The organism is Streptomyces sp. NBC_01298 (assembly GCF_035978755.1).
Taxonomy (GTDB): domain Bacteria; phylum Actinomycetota; class Actinomycetes; order Streptomycetales; family Streptomycetaceae; genus Streptomyces.
Map to the genome: position 1 here is coordinate 7,962,987 of NZ_CP108414.1, position 20,465 is coordinate 7,983,451.

Annotated in this window: 12 protein-coding genes and 1 pseudogene; 7 read left to right on the forward strand and 6 right to left on the reverse strand. The window is 74.3% G+C overall.

The features are described from left to right. Positions 1-4: 4 nt before the first annotated feature. Together OG730_RS36430 and OG730_RS36435 are read left to right on the forward strand one after the other, a co-directional pair. Positions 5-658 (forward strand): hypothetical protein, encoded by a 654-nt coding sequence (locus OG730_RS36430; RefSeq protein ID WP_327308254.1) that lies wholly within the window; start codon positions 5-7, stop codon positions 656-658. Next, positions 658-1,644 (forward strand): serine/threonine-protein kinase, encoded by a 987-nt coding sequence (locus OG730_RS36435; RefSeq protein WP_327308255.1) that lies wholly within the window; start codon positions 658-660, stop codon positions 1,642-1,644. The genes OG730_RS36430 and OG730_RS36435 overlap by 1 nt, the downstream gene beginning before the upstream one ends. 2 nt (positions 1,645-1,646) lie before the next feature. Here OG730_RS36435 and OG730_RS36440 read toward each other — a convergent pair whose 3' ends face one another. The 3 genes from OG730_RS36440 to OG730_RS36450 all read right to left on the reverse strand — a co-directional run bounded on the left by OG730_RS36440 (position 1,647) and on the right by OG730_RS36450 (position 4,762). After that, positions 1,647-2,738, reverse strand: coding sequence for an IS630 family transposase (locus OG730_RS36440; protein ID WP_327302643.1), 1,092 nt, complete (start codon positions 2,736-2,738; stop codon positions 1,647-1,649). Positions 2,739-2,941: 203 nt separating this feature from the next. Further along, positions 2,942-3,328: a hypothetical protein gene (locus OG730_RS36445; RefSeq protein WP_327308256.1), complete on the reverse strand. Its 387-nt coding sequence runs from the start codon at positions 3,326-3,328 to the stop codon at positions 2,942-2,944. A 120-nt stretch (positions 3,329-3,448) separates the two neighbouring features. Then, on the reverse strand, positions 3,449-4,762 hold the full coding sequence (locus OG730_RS36450; RefSeq protein WP_327308257.1) for a streptophobe family protein: 1,314 nt from the start codon (positions 4,760-4,762) through the stop codon (positions 3,449-3,451). 209 nt (positions 4,763-4,971) lie between these two features. On the opposite strand from OG730_RS36450, the pseudogene OG730_RS36455 reads away from it, so the two are divergent. Continuing rightward, positions 4,972-6,294: pseudogene (locus tag OG730_RS36455) on the forward strand (DUF6777 domain-containing protein); the annotation flags it as partial. 528 nt (positions 6,295-6,822) lie between these two features. On the opposite strand, the gene OG730_RS36460 reads toward OG730_RS36455, so the two are convergent. Further along, on the reverse strand, positions 6,823-7,761 hold the full coding sequence (locus OG730_RS36460) for a C40 family peptidase (protein WP_327308259.1): 939 nt from the start codon (positions 7,759-7,761) through the stop codon (positions 6,823-6,825). A gap of 29 nt (positions 7,762-7,790) precedes the next feature. Next, complete coding sequence (locus OG730_RS36465; RefSeq protein ID WP_327308260.1) at positions 7,791-9,332, reverse strand: SPFH domain-containing protein; 1,542 nt, start codon at positions 9,330-9,332, stop codon at positions 7,791-7,793. 323 nt (positions 9,333-9,655) lie between these two features. On the opposite strand from OG730_RS36465, the gene OG730_RS36470 reads away from it, so the two are divergent. From OG730_RS36470 to OG730_RS36485, 4 genes are all read left to right on the forward strand, one after another. Further along, positions 9,656-11,911 carry a SpoIIE family protein phosphatase gene (locus OG730_RS36470; RefSeq protein WP_327308261.1) on the forward strand — a complete coding sequence of 752 codons (2,256 nt, stop codon included), beginning with the start codon at positions 9,656-9,658 and terminating at the stop codon, positions 11,909-11,911. Positions 11,912-12,273: 362 nt separating this feature from the next. Further along, positions 12,274-15,123, forward strand: coding sequence for a phosphodiester glycosidase family protein (locus OG730_RS36475; RefSeq protein WP_327308262.1), 2,850 nt, complete (start codon positions 12,274-12,276; stop codon positions 15,121-15,123). A gap of 79 nt (positions 15,124-15,202) precedes the next feature. After that, positions 15,203-15,619: a VOC family protein gene (locus OG730_RS36480; protein WP_327308263.1), complete on the forward strand. Its 417-nt coding sequence runs from the start codon at positions 15,203-15,205 to the stop codon at positions 15,617-15,619. A 133-nt stretch (positions 15,620-15,752) separates the two neighbouring features. Continuing rightward, positions 15,753-18,143: an ATP-binding cassette domain-containing protein gene (locus tag OG730_RS36485; RefSeq protein ID WP_327308264.1), complete on the forward strand. Its 2,391-nt coding sequence runs from the start codon at positions 15,753-15,755 to the stop codon at positions 18,141-18,143. A gap of 161 nt (positions 18,144-18,304) precedes the next feature. Here OG730_RS36485 and OG730_RS36490 read toward each other — a convergent pair whose 3' ends face one another. Further along, positions 18,305-20,317, reverse strand: coding sequence for an ABC transporter permease (locus tag OG730_RS36490; protein WP_327308265.1), 2,013 nt, complete (start codon positions 20,315-20,317; stop codon positions 18,305-18,307). Positions 20,318-20,465 lie beyond the last annotated feature (148 nt).

Here is a 20,465-nt window from a genome sequence, read left to right on the forward strand (position 1 = left end):
CGCGATGACCAGCCCCGGCCAAGCCGCGGAATTCCGGCCCACCCACATCGTCCCGCAGGACGGACTCCCCGCGTGGGAGACCCCGGACCTGTCGCGTCCCACGGTGCCCCTGGACGCCTTCCTGCCCGTACGGCTGCTGTCCCGGCGCGGGGAATGGGGGGAGATCCTGTGCGCCAACGGCTGGTCCGCCTGGGTGGACGGACGCCTCCTCCTCGCCGTGCCGCAGCCCCCGCCGACCGGCGGGCGCCCGCTGACCCGCGTCGAGGACCCGCAGCCGCTGCTCACCCGGTGCGCCGAGGAACTGGAGCGCTACCGGCGGGCCGTCACCGACCTCGCGGCCGGGCGGCTCGACCCCGAATCCTTCCGGCGGTCCCTGCGGGGACTGCGCGTCGGCGTCGTCGTCGACGGGGAGTCCGTGTGGCTCTACGACGAGACGGCGGGACGGTGGATGTACGGGGACGGGAGCCGTCTGGCCACCTACGCGGTCGTCGCGGGACCCGGTGCCTCACCCGCGCCGCAGTCACCGCCGCGGGAAGCCGACACCGAGGGCCAGGGCGACGTAAGAGACGTTCCGCGTGCTCCGGATGCTCCGCATGCTCCGGAGGTTCCGCACGAGCCCACGAAGATCGTGCGGCTGCCCGGGCCCGAGGCGCGCTGATGGCCTCCGATCCGGCCGCGGAGCCGTTCCGCGGGCGCGAGTCCGACCTGCGGGGGCGGCGGATCGCCGGGTACGTGGTGGAGGCCGAGATCGGGCGCGGGGGGATGGCGGTCGTGTACCGCGCGCACGACGTACGCCTGGACCGGACGGTTGCGCTGAAGCTCCTCGCGCCCGAACTGGCGCGCAACGACGTCTTCCGGCAGCGGTTCGCGCACGAGTCGAAGGTGGCGGCGGCCATCGACCACCCGCACATCGTGCCCGTCTTCGAGGCGGGGGAGACCGACGGGATGCTGTACATCGCCATGCGGTACGTGCCCGGACAGGACCTGCGGGCCATGCTGGACCGGACGGGCCCGCTGCCGGTGGACGCGGCGGCCCGCATCGCCGGCCAGGTCGCCTCGGCCCTGGACGCGGCGCACGCCCACGACCTCGTGCACCGGGACGTGAAACCCGGCAACATCCTGGTCGCGGGCGGTACCGACAGCGAACACCCCGAGCACGTCTACCTGACGGACTTCGGCCTGACGAAGAAGTCGCTGTCGCTGACCGGGTTCACGAGCGTCGGACAGTTCGTCGGCACCCTCGACTACGTGGCACCCGAGCAGATCGCCGGGAAGCCCGTCGACGGGCGGTGCGACGTCTACAGCCTGGGGTGCGTGGTCTACGAGATGATGGCCGGCGTCCCGCCGTTCCAGCGGGACGAGGACATGGCGCTGCTGTGGGCCCACCAGTACGATCCGCCACCGCCGCTGACCTCGCTGAGGCCCGATCTCCCGCCGGGGGTGGACGAGGTGCTGGCCCGCGCCCTCGCGAAGGCGCCCGAGGACCGGTGGGGGAGCTGCCTGGAATTCACGGGGGCGCTGCGCCGTGCGGGCGCGGGCGAGGGCCCGGGCGTCGGTGTGGCGGCCTTCGTCCGCGCGCCGGCCGCGGGGGCGTCGGACGGGCCGCCACCGCCACCGCCCCGGTGGGCCCTTCCGGTGTTCTAGGCCTAGTGACCTGAGTCAGAGATTCGGTGGCAGTAGGCGGCGACTTTGTCGAGGATCTCGTCGGCTGTCTTCGTCCAGAGGAAGGGCTTGGGCTGGTCGTTCCAGTCGGCCAGCCATGAACGGATGTCGCGCTCGAGAGCCTGGACGGAGCGGTGGACTCCACGCTTGAGCTTCTTCTGGGTGAGCTCGGCGAACCACCGCTCCACCAGGTTCAGCCACGACGCACTCGTCGGTGTGAAGTGCAGGTGGAACCGCGGGTGTGCCAGCAGCCATTTCTTGATGTCCGGCGTCTTGTGGGTCGCATAGTTGTCGAGGATCAGATGGATCTGAAGATCCGCCGGCACTTCTTTGTCGATCTTGGCCAGGAACTTCTTGAACTCGGCGGCCCGGTGGCGGCGGTGGAGAGACCCGATGACCTTGCCGGTGGCGACCTCCAGGGCCGCGAAGAGGGTGGTTGTGCCGGCGCGGATGTAGTCGTGACTGCGGCGCTCTGGAACGCCAGGCATCATCGGCAGGACCGGCTGGGACCGGTCCAGGGCCTGGATCTGCGACTTCTCGTCCACGCAGAGGACCAGAGCCTTCTCCGGCGGGTCCAGGTAGAGGCCGACCACGTCGCGGACCTTGTCGATGAACAGCGGGTCCGTCGACAGCTTGAACGTCTGCGAACGATGCGGAGCCAGCGCGAACGCCCGCCAGATCCTTGAGACGGTCGACTGCGACATTCCCGTGGCCGCGGCCATCGACCTCGTCGACCAGTGCGTCGCGTTCTTCGGCGTCTCTTCCAGTGTTTTGACGATCACCCGCTCGACATCAGCGTCGGTGATCTTCCGCGGGACACCCGGCCGCGGCTCGTCGCCCAGCCCGTCCAGGCCGTGCTCCAGAAACCGCCGCCGCCAGGTGCGGACCGTGTCCGGCGCGATCCCAAGCCGCCGCGAAACTTCCATCACCGAATGCCCGCCCGCGCACTCCAGCACGATCCGCGACCGCTGAGCCAGAGCCTGAGCTGTCGAACGACGACGTAACCAGCCCTCCAGCACAGCACGCTGGGCATCAGTCACCGACAACGGCGGAATCTTCGGACCGGGACGACTCATGCCGAACTAACGACAAACCTCAGACTCAGGTCACTAGCCTAGGCCGTCTCTTTCGGATCTTGCCGGCCGAGTCCGCGGCGTCTGGTGCCGTGCCTGGGCGTGCTGTCGGGGCGCTCGCGTGCTGGGTGTACGTGGTCGCCTCGGCAGTGCGGCCAGGCGCGGTGCCAGGCGTCGCGGGCCCGGCAAGATCCGAAAGAGACGGCCTAGTCCTCCGCCGGGGACGGCGCGCACACGACGTGGGCCGTGATCTCGGCGTGGGCGGCGGAAGCGTACCAGCCCCTGCGGCCGTCCTCGGCCACGACGGGGTGGGAGGCCAGGACGGTGTGCCGGAGCGTGCCGTCGCGGCCGTGGTCCCAGTGGGTGGTGGAGTACCCGCCGGACTGCACGGCGGTGCCGCGCGGACAGAACACCCTGCTGACGGAGACGGCCTGGGCGGAGGCGTCCTTGCGGCCGGTGTCGCCGGAGAGGTGGCGGGCGCCGGGGCCGGTCGCCTGGGTGGGGAGGGCCGTGCAGAGGGTCAGGGCGAGCGCGGAGAGGGCGATCAGGCCAGCGGCGTGGAGCGGCCGGAACAGGCCTTTGGTCATGTTCACGGAGACGAGCGTGTCATGCGGAAACGATCCCCCGATGAGCCGATTTGCGACTGTTCACTCGAACGGCGCAACGGGTGGGGGAGGGAGGTGGTGGGCGCGGGCAGGCCGGTCGGCGGCCTGTCAGCGGCCGGTGGGAGTGGTGGGGCCGGCGGGCCGGGCGGGCTCGGCGGGGGACCGGCGGCCGGGTTCGTTGCGGCGGCGCCGGGGGAGCAGGGCGCCGAGGAAGCCCGCGACCGCCCCGGCCAGGAAGGCGAACCCGACCGTACGCCAGAGCAGCGGGCGGAGCTCCACCTCGCCGAGGTCGCTCGCGTCGCCGATGCCCAGCAGGGAGAGCCCGAACTGGGCCTGGATCCGGGCCAGCAGGCACACCACCAGGGTGCCCAGGGCGAGCGCCACGGCCAGGTGGAGCGCGTGCTGCCAGGGGCGGACGTGCGCGGGGGAACGGGTGGCGGCCAGCGCGCCGGCGCCGAGCAGCAGGACGACGGCGAGCACCACGAGCCACCACGCCCGGGAGTCCCGCTCCGCGAGGGAGGCCACGTCGATGGTGGACAGGTCCGGGGCGGAGCCCTGGCCGGTCGCGCGCAGCACCTCGTCCAGGACCTTCGGTACGGGGAGCCCGAACGGCCCCTCGGCCTGGCCCTCCCAGGCCCCGCCGAAGCCGAGGGTCAGGGCGGGCCAGACCAGGTTGGGCAGGCCCAGCAGGACCACCGCCAGGGTGCGGTCCGCGTGCCCGCGGGTCCCCGCCACCACCAGGCCGACGCCGATCCCGATCACGACGTACGCGAGGAGCAGCGCGACGACCGCGAAGGCCGCGGGGCGCACCGCCGCGTGGAAGCGGACCAGACCCGCCGGGAGCGGCGCGCGCCGGGACACCAGCAGGGAGATCAGCAACAGGCCCAGGATCCAGAGCAGTCCGAAGCCGAGACTGGCGGGGATCGCGGCCTCGAAGCCCACCGTCGGGCCGGCGTCGAGGACTTCGCCGATGTCGCCGAGGACCGAATCGCCGGTGGAGACCGCGAAGTTCTGGCGGGACAGCAGGGCGACACCGGTCAGCGCCACCAGCCACAGGAGCACCAAGGGCACCGCGCGGGCGAGGAGTTCGCGGGCCCCGGCCACGGCCCGGTTGTGCAGGGGGCGCAGGAAGAGCCAGCCGACGGTCAGTGCGCCCGCCAGGCTGACGGAGAGGGGGAGCACGGACAGGCTCGCGTCGGCATCCGCCAGGAAGCCGGCCCCGCCCGTCACCTCGACCGAGCCGCCCGCCGCCATCAGGACGACGACGGCCACCACGTGCGGGAACGCGCCGCCGGGCAGCTCACCGGCGCCGGCCAGGGCGAGCCCCGCGGAGGCCACCACGGCCATCACCACGAAGCCCGCGAGGACCGCGACGAGGGCGTCGCGCCAGGCTCGCGCGACCGGTGCCGTTGTAGGGCTCACACTGCCACCGTAGGCAGCTCCGCTTGCGGCCACCACCCGGACGGCGCACACAATGGTCGCCAGGAGTGCATGAAATCCGGAGATTTCCGCTGATGACCCGCGGAAGTTCCATAACGGAACGTCCGCGGAGCACCGTACGAAGGACACGAAGGGTCCGCAGCGGAGCATCCACAGGGGACCGGAACCCCTCCGCCTGGGAAGAAGAGCCCGTGACCACTCAACCCTCCGGCCAGCAGCCGCCGTGGCCGACACAGCCGTCACAGCCGCCCTCGCAGCCGCCGTCGTCCTCGTCCGGGCGTCCCACGGGCCCGCCTTCCGGGCCCCTCTCCGGGGGCCGGGAAGGGCCCCCGCCCCCGCCGCCGCCGGCCCCTCCCGGAGGATCCGGGGGCGGGGTGCCCCCCGGGCCTCCGGAGCCCCCGCACAAGGCCTGGTGGCGGTCCGTTCCCCGGCTCGCCACCACGATCGTCGCCCTCGCCGCCGCCGTGACCCTGGCCGTCGTACTGACCAGGCCCAGCGGCGGCGGGGGCACCACCACCTCCGCGGGCAACGAGGTCTTCCTGCAGCCCGCGGCGGCCTCCGGGCCCGACCCCTTCACCGAGTCCACCGCCGCCAAGCAGGCGACTCCGCCACCCGAGAGCCCGCCGCCCTCGAAGCCGGAGGCGAAGCCCGAGTCGAAGCCCCCGTCGAAGCCGGAGTCCAAGGTCCCGGCGCCCACGGGAACCACGGTCACCCGCAGCGTCAGCGGCGCCTCGCCCGAGCTGTACGGGGGCACGCCGGCCGTGCCCGCCTGTGACGTCGAGAAGCAGATCCGGGTGCTGTCGGCGCAGCCCGCCAAGAACGCCGCCTTCGCCTCGTCGCTCGGCATCGCGCCGACGGCCGTGCCGGGGTACCTGCGCTCCCTCACACCGGTCCAGCTCCGGGTGGACACCCGGGTCACCAACCACGGCTACGTGGACGGCCGCTCCACCAGCTACCAGTCCGTCCTCCAGGCCGGGACCGCCGTGCTCGTGGACGACCGGGGGGTGCCGCGGGTGCGGTGCGCCTGCGGGAACCCGCTCGGGCCGCCGGTGGCGCTGAAGGCCAACCCGAAGCGGTTCGGACAGCCCTGGACCTCGTACCAGCCCTCGCAGGTCGTGGTCATCGCCCCGTCCGTGACCATCGTGAACAAGTTCGTGATCTACGACTACCACGACAGCCGCTGGTTCGAGCGCGACCGGGGCGACCACCACGGCCGCCACGACCGGCCGATCCCGCCGCCGGTGATCCCGACCCCGATCTTCACGACCCACCCGCCGTCGCCGACGTTCACTTCGCCGTCGCCGACCTTCACCTCACCGTCCCCGACGGTCACTTCGCCGACGCCGACGCTGACCTCACCTTCGCCGACGCTGACCTCACCCTCACCGACGGTCACTTCCCCGTCGCCGACGCTGACCTCGCCGTCCCCGTCCGTGTCCCCCTCCGACTCCTCTTCCGCATCGACCTCGGTGTCTCCGTCCACGTCGCCTTCGCAGTCCCCGTCGGAGTCGCCGTCTCAGTCCCCGTCACAGTCCCCGTCGGTGTCGCCTTCCGAGTCGGTTTCGGCGTCGGCGACCGGGTCGGAGTCCCCCTCGAAGTCACCGTCGCAGTCGCCGTCCCTGTCGGCCTCACCGTCGCCCTCGAAGAGCGCGGTGGCGCCGTCGCCCTCACGGAGTTCGCAGGAGCCGAAGCCGACGACCCCGCCCAGGACCTCCTCGGCGGCGCCGCCGCCGGTGACCTCGGTGCGGCCCGAGCCGCCGAAGCCGACGCCTCCGCCGCTGGTGTCGGCGCAGCCCGAACTGCCGCCGCCGCCCCCGCCGCCGCCCCCGCCGTCACCGAAGCCCGTACCGGCCACCTCGCTGATCGCGCCGCCGCCGGCGCCCTCCCCGATCGGGCCGGGAGCCGACACCGACCAGCAGGGTTCGGACGCAGGTCAGGACGGGGGTAACGGCAACCAGTAAGACCCCGCCCGACACGAAGACCTCCCCGAGGGCCGATGGCCCTCGGGGAGGTCTGGTCCTGCCGTCGTGCGGAGGCGGCTGCTAGCGGACGCGCCCGTACAGGTTCGGGTTGTACGCGCTGAAGCTGGAGACACGGACCTGCTTGCCCGGGCGCGGGGCCTCGAGGTACTTGCCGCCGCCGAGGTAGATGGCGACGTGGTGGATGCCCGAGACGCTGCCGTTCGAGGTCCAGAACACCAGGTCACCGCGGCGCAGGTCGGAGCGGGAGATCGGGGTGGTGGCCCGGTACTGGTCGGAGGCCACGCGGGGGAGGGTGATGCCCGCGGAGCGGTACGCGGCCTGGACCAGGCCCGAGCAGTCCCAGCCGCGGGGGCCGTTGCCGCCCCAGACGTACGGGTCGCCGAGATGGCCGTTGGCGAAGGAGATGGCGCCTTCCGTGCCCTGGCGGATGGGCGTACCGGAGGAACCGGACGACCCCGAGGAAGAGCCGTAACCGGACGAGCCCGAGGAAGAGCCGGAACCCGATCCGGAACCCGATCCGGAGCCGCCGGCGAAGCGGAGGTACTTGTCCTTGTGCTGGGTCCAGCGCCACCAGCCGGTGCCGTCCTTGTACCAGTACACGCGGTCCGTGGCGTCCCAGCCCGCACGGCCGCGGAAGGTCGGCTCGGTGGTGCGTACGGAGGAGGACGCGGAAGAAGACGAGGGCGGGGCGCCGGCGGAGGAACTGCCGCTGTTCGCCACGTACTTGCTGTAGTGCTGGGTCCAGCGCCACCAGCCGGTCGCGTCCTTGTACCAGTACTTCGAGCCGTCCCAGCCGGCGTGCGCCGGTGCGGGCTCGGCGGAGGCGGTGCCCACCCCGGTGCCCATCAGCAGCGTGGCGCCGACGGCCGCGACCACGGCGCCGCGCAGGGTGCAGCGACGGCGGCGGGCCACGGCGGCGGTCATGGCCGTCGTGCCGCGCGCGCAGCCGGTGCAGTCACAGCCGTCGGGTATTTCTTCGGTGAACTCGGGCGTGCGCATGCGTGGTTCCTTATCCATCGGGGGTGTTTTCAGCGGGCGTCGGCGGCAGGGCCGCGCGCCGTGTAGAAGGCCACGGTCAAGTCCTTGACCAGGGCCTTGCGTTCGTAGTCGTCCAGGCTCACGAGCCCGCGGTCCGACATCCGGTGCACGGTGTCGTCGACGGCGTCGAGCACGGAGGTGAGGACGGAATCCCGGTGCCGGGCGTCGATCGAGGCGACCCGGCGGCGCTGCATCGCCGCGGCGACCTCGGGGGCGTACTCGACGTTCAGCGGCCGGGCGGAGAAGACTTCGACGCCGACGACCCCGCACTCGGCTGCGAGGAGACGGGTCAGTTCGTCGCCGACGGCCTCGGTGTCGCGCAGGGTGTCCGGTCCGTCCGGCCCGTCGGGCTCCGGGCCGAAGGAGTCGGCGGGCATCCGGGAGAGCACCCGGGCGGTCGCGGACTCCACCTGTCCGCGCAGGTACGCGGTGTGGTCGTCGACCGCCAGGAGTGCGCGGGCGGTGTCCTTGACCCGCCAGACGACGAGGACCACGGACCGCAGCGCGGTGCCCTCGGAGTCGACGACGCGGAGCGGTTCGCTACGCCAGTGGCGCAGCCGCACGTCGACGCGGGTGTGGCGGGGCACCGGGTTGGACCAGATGAGGCCCGTACGCCGGATCGTGCCCCGGTAGCGGCCGAAGAGGGTCAGCGACCAGGCCTGACCGGCGCGCCCGCGCCGCAGTCCGCAGAGCGCGGCGAGCGTGAGGAGCGCGCAGCACACGACGGCGGCCAGGGGCCAGGCCTCGGCGGGGGAGGTGGAGGGGCGGAGCTCCTCCAGCCGGGCGAGGGCGGCGGCGCCGCCCGTGGCGAGAACGCCGGTGAGCAGCGCCCACCAGCCGGAACAGGCTCGCGCGGGGTGTTCGGTGAGCTCGGGGTCGAGCACGGCGGGAAGGGTGCGGGGGTGGGGCGGAGCCGGGGCCGCGGCAGCGGCCGGATGGGCGGGCTGGGGTATCGCCGCGCGGACGGGGGCCTGCCGAAGGGTGTCGCGGTCCGCCGGCGGACCGCCGGGCCGGCGTGGCCCGCCCGGGCCCGCGGTGCGGGTGGCGCCGCCGGGGGCGGCCGGGCCGGCGGTGCGGGGGCAGTCGGCTGTGACACGGGCCCCGGCGGGCCCCTCGTCGCGGAACAGGGGCCCGAGGACCAGCGGATCCCGGTACGGCCGCACGACCAGACTTCCGCGCCCGGTGCGGGCCCCGGAGGCCGAGGCGGAGGTTGGGCCGCCCCCGGGAGCGGAGACGTCGGAGGCCGAGCTGACGTCGGAGGTCGAGCCGACGGCGGAGGTCGAGCCGACGGCGGAGCCGGATCCGGAAGGCGAGCCGACGGCGGAGCCCGCGCCCGAACCCGAGCGCCGGCCGGAGCCCGTGGAGCCGGGTGCGCCGGTGTCGAGGTGCGCGGAGCCGGTGAGTGGGGCGGATATCCGTCCGGGGGTCCGGGCCGCTTCCTGCGCGCCTTCCTCCGTCCGCTCCTCCGCTCCCTCCGCCCCTCCCTCCGGTATTCCGGCCGGTTCTCCGGTCCTCTTCGGCGCTTGCGACAAGCCACACCCCACACAGCCGTGGGCGTCAACGACCCCGTGCCGGGGGGTTGCTGACGCCAGCAAAGATGATCATGAACGGATCGATCTTCGCGAAATCGTACAAGTCGCCTATTAGGCGAAAGTCGCGACAGGCCGGGACTTTGGCCCTTTTTCGTCCCGATTTTCGGCGCCCCGAGGGGGCGCTAGCGCACGAGGGCGGCCGGGGTCCGGTCGCCACGCCGGATCCGCTCTTCGCGTACCGCGAACCCGCGCCCCGTCCCGTACCGCCCCGGCGGGGGGCCCGCGGACCGGCGCGGACCGCGCGGGAGTGAGACCCTGAAGGTGTGGCCGAAAGGGGAGTGACCCCCCAGGTCGAGTGGCCTGCCCGGACGGACACGAGCCTCGCGCTCAACCACATGGGCACCTTCGACTGGGACCTCGACAGCGGGCGGATGTTTCTGGACACCACCGCCCTCGGGGTCTTCGACCTGCGCCCCGAGGAGTTCACCGGCACCCCCGCCGGCCTGCGCGTCCGCCTCGCGCCCGGCGAGGACGCCCGGCTCGACGCACGCATCGCGCAGGCGCTGAAGGCCGGCCGCAGCCACTACGGGGCCTACGTGCGCAGCCGCGACCGGGACGGGGCCCCGGGCTGGACCCATGTCCAGGGCCGCATCCTGCGGGACACGCACGGGCGCCCGTACCGGATCATCGGGATCATCCGCGACGCCGTCCACGACCCCGGCGAGCCCGGCGCGGCCGGTGAGCGCGACGAGGGCCGGCGCCGGATGACCGGGGTCGTCGAGCGGACCACGGCGATCCTCGCGCACGCCCGCACGGTCAACGACGTCACCGACGTCCTCAAGGACCCCGAGGCCCTCGGCCACCTCGGCGCGGTCAGCGTCATGCTCGGCGTGGTCGACGGCGGCCGGATCCACCTGGTCGCGGAGGGGCAGATCGGGGCCTACGTACCGGAGACCGAGTACACGCGGATCGACGCACCCCTGCCGATGAGCGAGGCGGTACGGACGCTGCGGCCGGTGTACCTCGGCTCCCGCGAGGAGTTCCAGCACCGCTACCCGGAGCTGTGGCCGTACATCGAGCCGCTGGCCGTCCGCAGCGGGGTCTACCTGCCGCTGATCGCCCAGGGCAGGCCCGTCGGCGCCCTCGGGCTGCTCTACACGCGGGAGGGCGACTTCAACGCCGAGGAGCGCAACGTGCTGATGGCGCTGGGCAGCGGCATCGCCCAGAGCCTCCAGCGGGCCATCCTCTTCGAGCAGGAGCACGACCTCGCCGAGGGCCTCCAGAAGGCCATGCTCCCGCGCCGCATCCCGGACGTGGCGGGTGCGGTGATCGCCGTGCGGTACCGGGCCGCCCGGATGGGGCGGGACATCGGCGGGGACTGGTACGACGTGGTGCCGCTCGGCGAGGGCCGGGTCGGCGTGATGATCGGCGACGTGGAGGGGCACGACACGGACGCCGCCGCCGTCATGGGCCAGCTGCGCATCGCCCTGCGCGCGTACATCGCCGAGGGACACACCCCCGGCGCGGCCATGGCGCGGGCCTCGGCCTTCCTGCGGGACCTGGAGACGGAACGCTTCGCCACCTGCACGTACGCCGACATCGACCTCACCAGCGGCATGGCCCGCATGGTCCGCGCCGGGCACCTCGACCCCGTGGTGCGGCGCGGCGACGGCAGTTGCCACCGGGTGCAGGTGGCGGGCGGGCTGCCGCTGGGGCTGCCGGCGCGCGAGCCGGACGCGCCCGGTGCGGGTGGCTCCGGTCCGGGCGGATCCGGCGCTCCGGGTGCTTCCGCCGCCGACGCCGCCGGGGCGGGATACCCCGTCACCAGCCTCGAACTGCACCCCGGGGACACCCTGCTGCTGTGCACGGACGGGCTGACCGAACGACCCGGCCGGGATCCCGACACGGGTGTGCGCGAGCTCATGGAGGCGGTCCGGGACGGCCCGGCGGACGTGGAGGAACTCGCCGACGTGCTGTGCGACCTGGTCGGGGACTCGGGCGGCGGCGACGACATGGCCCTGCTCCTGCTGCGCCGGCGCGGCACCCCGCTCCCGCGCGGCGGCGGCCCGCTGCGACACCGCCTCACCCCGGGTGACCCGGACGCCCCGGCGCTGGCCCGCCACCTGATCCGGGCGGCCGCCGCGGCGTGGGGCGCCTGGGACCAGGCCGACGAGATCGAGCTGGCCGCGGACGAGCTGATGACCAACGCACTGGTCCACACCGACGGAGTCGGCGCCGTCAGCATGCGGCTGACCCCGGCGGGCCGGATCCGGATCGAGGTGGAGGACACCAGCAGCGCCCTGCCGCGGCGGCGGGAGGCCGACGACTGGGCGGTGTCGGGGCGCGGCCTGATGCTGGTGGACCGGCTCGCGGACGCCTGGGGCGTGGAGCCGCGGGGCGGCGGGAAGTGTGTGTGGTGCGAGTTCGCCGTCCAGGCGCCGGCCGTCCCCGACCCCGACCCCGTCCCCGTCCCCGACCCCGACCCCGAGGTCCGGGCTCCGGGCGACCAGGATCCCGCGCTCCGGGATGCCGCCGACCAGGATTCCGCGCTCCGGTCCCGGGATCCCGGGACCGGGTAGGCGGGGGCCCGCCGGGGTGGGGTGTTCGGCTGGGTGCCGCCGTCCCCGGTGCCCGCGTCCGGGTAGCTCCTGGCGCGCAGGGCCGAGCCGAGGTACGGGCCGGCTCCGGCCAGGAGCAAGGCGTACAGGCCGGCCAGTGCGAGCAGGACGCTCGTGGCCGTCGCGAGCCCCGGGCGGGCGCAGCGGGGCGACGGGCTCCGGGGCGGGCTCCGGCAACGGCGCGCCCGGACGGCTTCTGGGCCCCGGTGCGGGCGAATGGCTGACAGTCACCGGACTCGCGCTGTGTTCATGTGCTCATATGCGCGGAGCTGGTCGATCCTGCCTGGATGTCCCCCCTGCGTCCCCTACGTCCCCTGCGTCCCGTGCACCCCCCGGGCCCGCTGTCGCCCGTCCTGCTGTCGGCCCTGCTCGCCGTGCTGCTGCTCGTGGCGCCGGCGCCCCAGCCGGCAAGCGCCTCCGGGAGCGGCGGGGGAGAGGGGATCGAGACGGCCCGTACCGCCCGGCAGATCGCGCCCGGGGTACGGCTGGAGTCGTACGACCGGCTCGAAGCCGACCGGTGGCTGCGCATCGACGAACTCGACGTGCGGCTGGCGGGCGCCGGCTCCGGCGTGCGTGCGGAGTACCTCGGCGGCCGGGGCGTCGCCACCGTCTCCGACTCCGCGGCCCGTCACCCCGCCGGGCCGGGCCGCCGCGTGGTCGCCGCCGTGAACGGGGACTTCTTCGACATCCGGGGTACGGGCGCCCCGCTCGGCCCCGGCATCGGCGCCGGACGGCTGCTGCACGCGGCCTCGGGAGACGCCGGACAGGCCGTCGGCTTCGGCGCCGACGGGCCGGGCCGGGTCCTGCGCCTGGCCCTGGGCGGGAGCGTCACCCTGCCCGGCGGAGCGGTCCGCCCGCTCGCCGGTTTCAACACCGCGCGCCCGCCCGCCGAGGGCTTCGCCGCCTACACCGCCGACTGGCCGGCGGACGGACTCCCCGCCACCGGACCGGCGGTGGAACTGCGCGACGGCCGGGTCACGGCCGTGCGCGCGGCGGTACGGGGGCCCGCGCGCCGGGAGCGTCCCGCACCCGGAACCACCGTGCTGGTCGCGGCGGGCGCGGCGGCGCCGGAACTCGCCGCCCTGCGCCCCGGGGACGCGGTCGCCGTGGCGGCCCGGCCGGTGGCCGCCGGGGGCGGGCCGCTCCCGGCGAACGCGGTCGGCGGCCGGGAGGCGCTCGTGGTGGCCGGGGTTCCGCAGAACCACGACGGCGAGCCCAACAACGCGGCCGCGCCGCGCACCGCCGTCGGCTTCTCCCGCGACGGCCGCCGGGCCCGCCTGGTCACCGTCGACGGCCGCCAGCGCGACAGCGGAGGCCTGACCCTGACGGCGCTCGGCCGCATGATGCACCGGCTCGGCGCCCACGACGCCCTCAACCTGGACGGCGGCGGCTCCTCGACCCTGCTCGCCGCGCTCGCCGGGCAGGCGGCGCTGACCGTGGAGAACTCCCCGTCCGACGGCCGCCAGCGCCCGGTCCCCAACGGCCTGGCCCTGACCGCGACGGCCGGCGACGGCCGCGCCGCCGGCTACCGGATCGAACCCGTCGGCGGCGCCGCGCGCGCCTTCCCGGGCCTGGCCCGGACCCTCGGGGCCACCCCGTACGACGCGCACCTCGGTCCGGTGCCCGCACGGGAGAACGCGGCGCCGGGCTGGTCCCTTCCGCAGGGCCGGGGCCGGATCGATCCCGGCGGGATCCTGCGCGCGTCGGGCCCCGGCCCGGTGGAGGTACGGGCACGCCTCGGAGCGGCGAGCGGGGCGCTGCGCCTCGACGTGCTCGGCGCCCTGACCCGGATCCGCGCGGTTCCGGACCGCATCGGGCTCGCGGAGGCGGGCGAGACCGCGCGCTTCGTCCTGACCGGCTACGACGCGCAGGGCGCCGCCGCCGTGGTCGAACCCCGGGACGTGGAGCTCGACTTCGACCGTTCCCGCTGGAGGGTGGCCGACGACGGCCACGGCGCGTTCACGGTGACGGCCCGCGTCCCGAACGCGACGGGCCAACTCCGCGCCACGGTACGAAGCCCTGCGGGCGCAGCGGCTGCGGCGCCCATCTCCGGTGCCGCCCCGGCCCCGGCCTTGGCCCCGGCCCTACTGGCCCTCGGGGTGGGCCTGTCGGACGTGCCGCTCGCGGATCTGGAGGACGCCACCCGCTGGACCGGCCCCGGCGCCGCGCCCGGGCAGGGCCTGCCCGGCCGGGGGCTCGTCCTCACGCCGCCCGCCGGGGGAGGGACCGCCACAGGGACCCCGCCCCGGCCCCTTCGGGTCCCCGAACTGGCCCGGTCGTTGTCCCTCTGGGTGAACGGCGACGGCTCCGGTGCCCGGCCCGCGGTGGAACTCGCCGACGGCGACGGGGCCGCCGCGGTCCTGCGCGGGCCCGCGGTGGACTGGACCGGCTGGCGGGAGATCAGCCTGTCGCTCCCGGCGATGGCGGAGCGCCCCTTCACCGTGACCCGGCTCTCGGCCACCGCCCCCGCACCCACCCGCGCCAAGGCCCCGGCCAAGGCCCCGGCCAAGGCCCCGGCCAAGGCCCCGGCCAAGGCCCCGGCCAAGGCCCCCGTCAGGGTTGGCGTCGTACCGCGGCTGGTGTTGGACGGTCTGGTGGCTCGGACGCCGCCGACCGGGGTGGTGCGTACGGGCGGCGTGCCGGATCCGATCGTGGTCACGGCGGCCCGGGTGGACTCGCGGCCCTGGCGGTTCGCGGTCGCCCCCGCCGGTGCACGGCCGGCCTCCGCCTCGGCCTCCGCCTCCGGCGTCGACTTCGCGCTGACCGGCGTCGGCCGCCCGGCCTTCGTGCACCGGGGCGTACGGTTCCTCCCGCTCGGCTCCACCCGCCCCACCCTCGCCGGTGGTGGGCTGGACCGGATCACGGCCCTGCGCGCGGCCCTCGCGGCGGCCTCCCGGGAGCGGGGCACCGGCGCGCTGGCCGTCGTAGAGCCGTACGCGCCCCAGGCCGTCGACCGCAAGGAAGCCGCCCTGCGGCTGCGGCTCCTGGCGGAGTTCCGCCGGGCCACCGGCAAGCGGGCCGTGGTCATCACGGTCGGCGTGCCCCGCTTCGCGGCCGGCCGCACGGAGGGCGTGCTCACCGTCGCGGCCCCGCGCACCGGCCGCACCGTGATCGGCGCCGACGCCTTCGCGGCGGGTGACTGGCTCTCCGTACTCCCGGCCGGCCGCCGGTGAACCCGGCAGGGGGGCGTCCCGTGGAACCCGTCAGGAATGGAGAAGCCCCCGCCGGCCCCCCGCCCGTAGCGTGAAACCCATGGACATCAGCCTTTCGCAGTGCTTCATCGCCGTCGACGACCACGACACGGCGCTCCCCTTCTACCGGGACGTCCTCGGGCTGGAGGTCCGGGGCGACGTCGGCTTCGGGGGGATGCGCTGGGTGACCCTCGGTTCGCCCGCGCAGCCGGATGTGGACATCGTCCTCGAACCGCCCGTCGCGGACCCGAACGCCTCTTCCGCCGACCGCGAGGCCATGGCGGAACTGCTGGCCAAGGGCCTGCTGCGCGGTGTCATCTTCGGCACCGAGGACTGCGACGCCACCTTCGACCGCATCCGGGCCGCCGGCGCCGAGGTGCTCCAGGAGCCGATCGACCAGCCGTACGGCGTCCGGGACTGCGCCTTCCGCGACCCGGCCGGCAACATGCTCCGGTTCCACCAGCCCCGCACGCGCTGAGATCCACCGCACCACTTACCCGGCGCCGCTCACCGGCGGCACCGCCGATCGGGTAGACAGGAAGGCGTTGCCGCGACCGCGCGGGCGGCGCCGGTCCGACCCGGCGGCGCCGGCCGAACAGTATGGAGACACGATGAGCAAGGTCACGAGGACGGGCGCGCAGTCACCCGAGCCGCACGCCGCCGACGTCCACGACCTGATCCGCGTACACGGCGCGCGGGTGAACAACCTCAAGGACGTCAGCGTCGAGATCCCCAAGCGCCGGCTCACGGTCTTCACCGGCGTGTCCGGCTCGGGCAAGAGCTCCCTGGTGTTCGACACCATCGCCGCCGAATCGCAGCGGCTGATCAACGAGACCTACAGCGCCTTCCTCCAGGGCTTCATGCCCACCCTGGCCCGGCCCGAGGTGGACGTGCTCGACGGGCTGACCACCGTGATCACCGTCGACCAGCAGCGGATGGGCTCCGACCCCCGCTCCACGGTGGGCACAGCCACCGACGCGAACGCGATGCTGCGCATCCTCTTCAGCCGGCTCGGAAAGCCGCACATCGGCTCGCCCAAGGCCTTCTCCTTCAACGTGGCCTCGATCAGCGGGGCCGGCGCGGTCACCATGGAGCGCGCCGGGCAGACCGTGAAGGAGAAGCGCACCTTCAGCATCACCGGCGGCATGTGCCCGCGCTGCGAGGGCCGGGGCTCGGTCAACGACATCGACCTCACCGCGCTGTACGACGACACCAAGTCCCTCAGCGAGGGCGCCCTCACCATCCCCGGCTACACGATGGAGGGCTGGTACGGCCGCATCTTCAGCGGCTCCGGCTTCTTCGACATGGACAAGCCGATCCGCAAGTACACCAAGCGCGAGCTGAGCGACCTGCTCCACAAGGAACCGACGAAGATCAAGGTCGAGGGGATCAACCTCACCTACGAGGGCATCATCCCGAAGCTCCAGAAGTCGATGCTGTCGAAGGACGTGGAGGCGCTGCAGCCGCACATCCGGGCGTTCGTGAAGCGTGCGGTGACCTTCACCGTCTGTCCCGACTGCGAGGGCACCCGACTCAGCGCGGGGGCGCGGTCCTCGAAGATCAAGAAGATCAGCATCGCCGACGCCTGCGCGATGCAGATCAGCGACCTGGCCAAGTGGGTCCGTGACCTCGACGAGCCCTCGGTGGCCCCGCTCCTGGCGTCGCTGCGCCAGACCCTGGACTCGTTCGTGGAGATCGGGCTGGGCTACCTGTCCCTGGACCGGCCCTCGGGCACGCTGTCGGGTGGCGAGGCCCAGCGCGTCAAGATGATCCGCCACCTCGGCTCCTCGCTCACCGACGTCACCTACGTGTTCGACGAGCCCACCGTCGGCCTGCACCCCCACGACATCCAGCAGATGAACCGCCTCCTGCTGCGGCTGCGCGACAAGGGCAACACGGTGCTCGTCGTGGAGCACAAGCCGGAGACGATCGCGATCGCCGACCACGTCGTCGACCTCGGCCCCGGCGCGGGACAGGGCGGCGGCACCATCTGCTTCGAGGGCACCGTCGAGGGGCTGCGGGCGGGCGACACCATCACGGGCCGGCACTTCGGAGACCGCGCGAGCCTCAAGGAAACGGTGCGCGAGCCCAACGGGAAGCTGGAGATCCGCGGCGCGAAGACGCACAACCTGCGGGGCGTCGACGTCGACGTACCGCTCGGGGTGCTCGTCGTGGTCACCGGCGTGGCGGGCTCCGGCAAGAGCTCGCTCGTGCACGGCTCGATCCCGGCCAGCGAGGGCGTCATCTCGGTGGACCAGGGCGCGATCCGCGGTTCGCGCCGGAGCAACCCGGCGACGTACACGGGCCTGCTCGAGCCGATCCGCAAGGCCTTCGCCAAGGCCAACGGCGTGAAGCCGGCCCTCTTCAGCGCCAATTCCGAGGGCGCCTGCCCCGGCTGCAACGGTGCGGGGGTCGTCTACACCGACCTGGCGATCATGGCCGGCGTCTCGACCGTCTGCGAGGAGTGCGAGGGCAAGCGCTTCCACGCCTCGGTCCTGGAACACCACCTCGGCGGCCGCGACATCAGCGAGGTCCTCGCGATGCCGGTCACCGAGGCCGCCGAGTTCTTCGGCGAGGGCGAGGCGCGCACCCCGGCCGCGCACAAGATCCTGGAGCGGCTGGCGGACGTCGGGCTGGGCTACCTCAGCCTCGGGCAGCCGCTGACCACCCTCTCCGGGGGCGAGCGGCAGCGGCTCAAGCTGGCCACGCACATGGGGGAGAAGGGCGGGGTCTACGTACTGGACGAGCCGACCGCGGGCCTGCACCTCGCCGACGTCGAGCAGCTCCTCGGGCTCCTCGACCGGCTCGTCGACTCCGGCAAGTCGGTGATCGTGGTCGAACACCACCAGGCGGTCATGGCGCACGCCGACTGGATCATCGACCTCGGCCCCAGCGCCGGTCACGACGGCGGCCGGATCGTCTTCGAGGGCACACCGGCCGCCCTCGTCGAAGGCCGCGCCACCCTCACCGGCGAGCACCTCGCGACCTACGTGGGCGCCTGACCGCGTCCGCCGGCGGGTTCCCCGTCGCTGCGGCGGGGTGCCTGCCCCCATGGCGGACGCTCCGAGGCCCTTCCGGACCGGGTCGGCGTCCGCCAGCGCGCGACCTCGGAGGCGTACCAGGTCAGGGTGCGCACACCTCGCCCGGCCCGGGGAGCGGTCCCTCAGAGGCTCACGACGGTGACCTCGGTCGCCTTCACGCTGGTCCACACCGCGGCGCCGTCGACGATGCCCAGTTCGGCGGCGGCCTCGGGGGTGATCTCCGCGACCAGGTCGGGTGCCTGGTCCGAGCCGACCAGTACGCGCAGCCGGCTGCCGACCGCGGTGATCTCCCGTACGGTGCCGGGCCATACGTTACGAGGGCTGCCGCCCGGGCGGTCCCGGTGCACGGACACCGCCTCGGGGGCGATGATCGCGAGCGCCCGCACCCCTTCGGGCAGCGCCTCGGCCACCACCAGGCGGCCCCCGGCGGCGAGTTCCAGACCGTCGGCCGTGGCCGTGCCGGGCCAGGCGTTGCGCCCCAGCATCCGGGCTACCCACGGGGACCGCGGATGCCGGGTCACCTCGGAGGGCGGGGCGTCCTGCAAGGTCCGCCCGTCGGAGAGTACGAGGACCCGGTCGGCCAGGGACACGGCCTCGACGGGGTCGTGCGTGACGATCAGGCAGACCCCGCCGAAGCCGGCCAGATGGGTGCGCAGGGTGTGCCGGACACGGGCGCGGGTGGTCTGGTCGAGGGCGGCGAGGGGCTCGTCGAGCAGGAGCAGCCGGGGCCGGGCGGCCAGCGCGCGGGCCAGCGCCACCCGCTGGGCCTGCCCGCCGGAGAGCTGGGCGGGCTTGCGGTGGGCGAGGTGCCCGACGCCGAGCCGGTCCAGCCAGGCCTGCGCCTCCGCCCGGGCCGCGGCCCGGGGCACCCGACGGGCGCGCAGCCCGTACGAGGTGTTGGCGAGCGCGCTCAGGTGCGGGAACAGCGCCCCGTCCTGGGGGACCCAGGCGACCTGGCGCCGGTGCGGGGGCAGGTCGGTCACGTCGGCGTCGCCGAGGCGGAGTTCGGCGTGGGCGCGGGGGGTCAGTCCGAGCAGGGCCCGGAGGAGGGTGGTCTTGCCCGCGCCGTTCTCGCCGACTACGGCGATGGTGGTGCCGGGTTCGGCGTCGAGGGTGAGCTCGTTGAAGCCGGTCACGGTGGCGTGCAGCGGCCAGTGCCCGCCGTCGGCCGGAGCCTCGGGGGACACCGGGGTCCCGGGGGAGCCGGGAACCGGGGACGGTACGGGGAGCACCGGGACCGCGGACGGTAGGGGGAGCACCGGGACCACGGGGACCAGTGGGGCCGGGCCGGCGGTCTCCTCGGAGTCCACCGGCGCGCCGGATTCCTTGCGGGCGGCGGGGGCTCCCGTCCACCGCCCGCGCAGGGCGATGAGTACGGCCATGGCGATCGCGAGCAGCAGCAGGGACACGGAGGTGGCGGCCTCGGGCTGGTCCTGGAGCAGCAGGTAGACCTGGAGCGGCAGGGTCTGGGTGGTGCCCGGGAGGTTGCCCGCGAAGGTGATGGTGGCACCGAACTCGCCGAGCGCCCGGGCCCAGGTCAGCGCGGCTCCGGCGATCAGGCCCGGGGCCACCATCGGCAGCGTCACGGTGAAGAACACGCGCAGCGGCGTGGAACCCAGGGAGGCGGCGGTCTCCTCGTAGCTCGGCTTGAGCCCGCCGAGCGCGCCCTCCAGGCTGATCACGAGGAAGGGCATCGCGACGAAGGTGGCCGCGATGACCGCGCCGGAGGTGTGGAAGGGCAGCGTGATGCCGAAGGTGCCCTCCAGCCAGGGTCCGAGCAGCCCGCGGCGGCCGAAACCGAGCAGCAGGGCGACACCGCCGACCGTGGGCGGCAGCACCATGGGGAGCAGGACCAGCGAGCGCACGAGCGCCTTGCCCGTGAACTCGACGCGGGCCAGCAGCCAGGCCAGCGGCACCCCGAGGAGGAGGGAGAGGCCGAGGGCCCACAGGGACACGACCAGCGAGAGCCGGAGCGCCTCGACCACACCGGGGCTGGTGAGGTGCGCGCCGAGATCGCGCCACTGGGTGCGGCTGAGGATGCCGACGAGCGGCATCAGCAGGAACGCCACGGCGAGCAGCGCGGGGAGCGCCAGAGCCACGGGGGGCCGGGCGCGGCGGGTACGGAGTCTGCTCATGTGGGTTCCTGGCCGGGGATGTCGGGACGTCGCCGGGGCGAGGTCGGGACGCCCGGGCCGCGTGTGAAGGGTAATGCGCGGACGGCGAACGGAGGGGGACCGCCCGTCCCCCCGGACCGGGCGGTCCCCCTCCGTTCGCCGCTGCCGG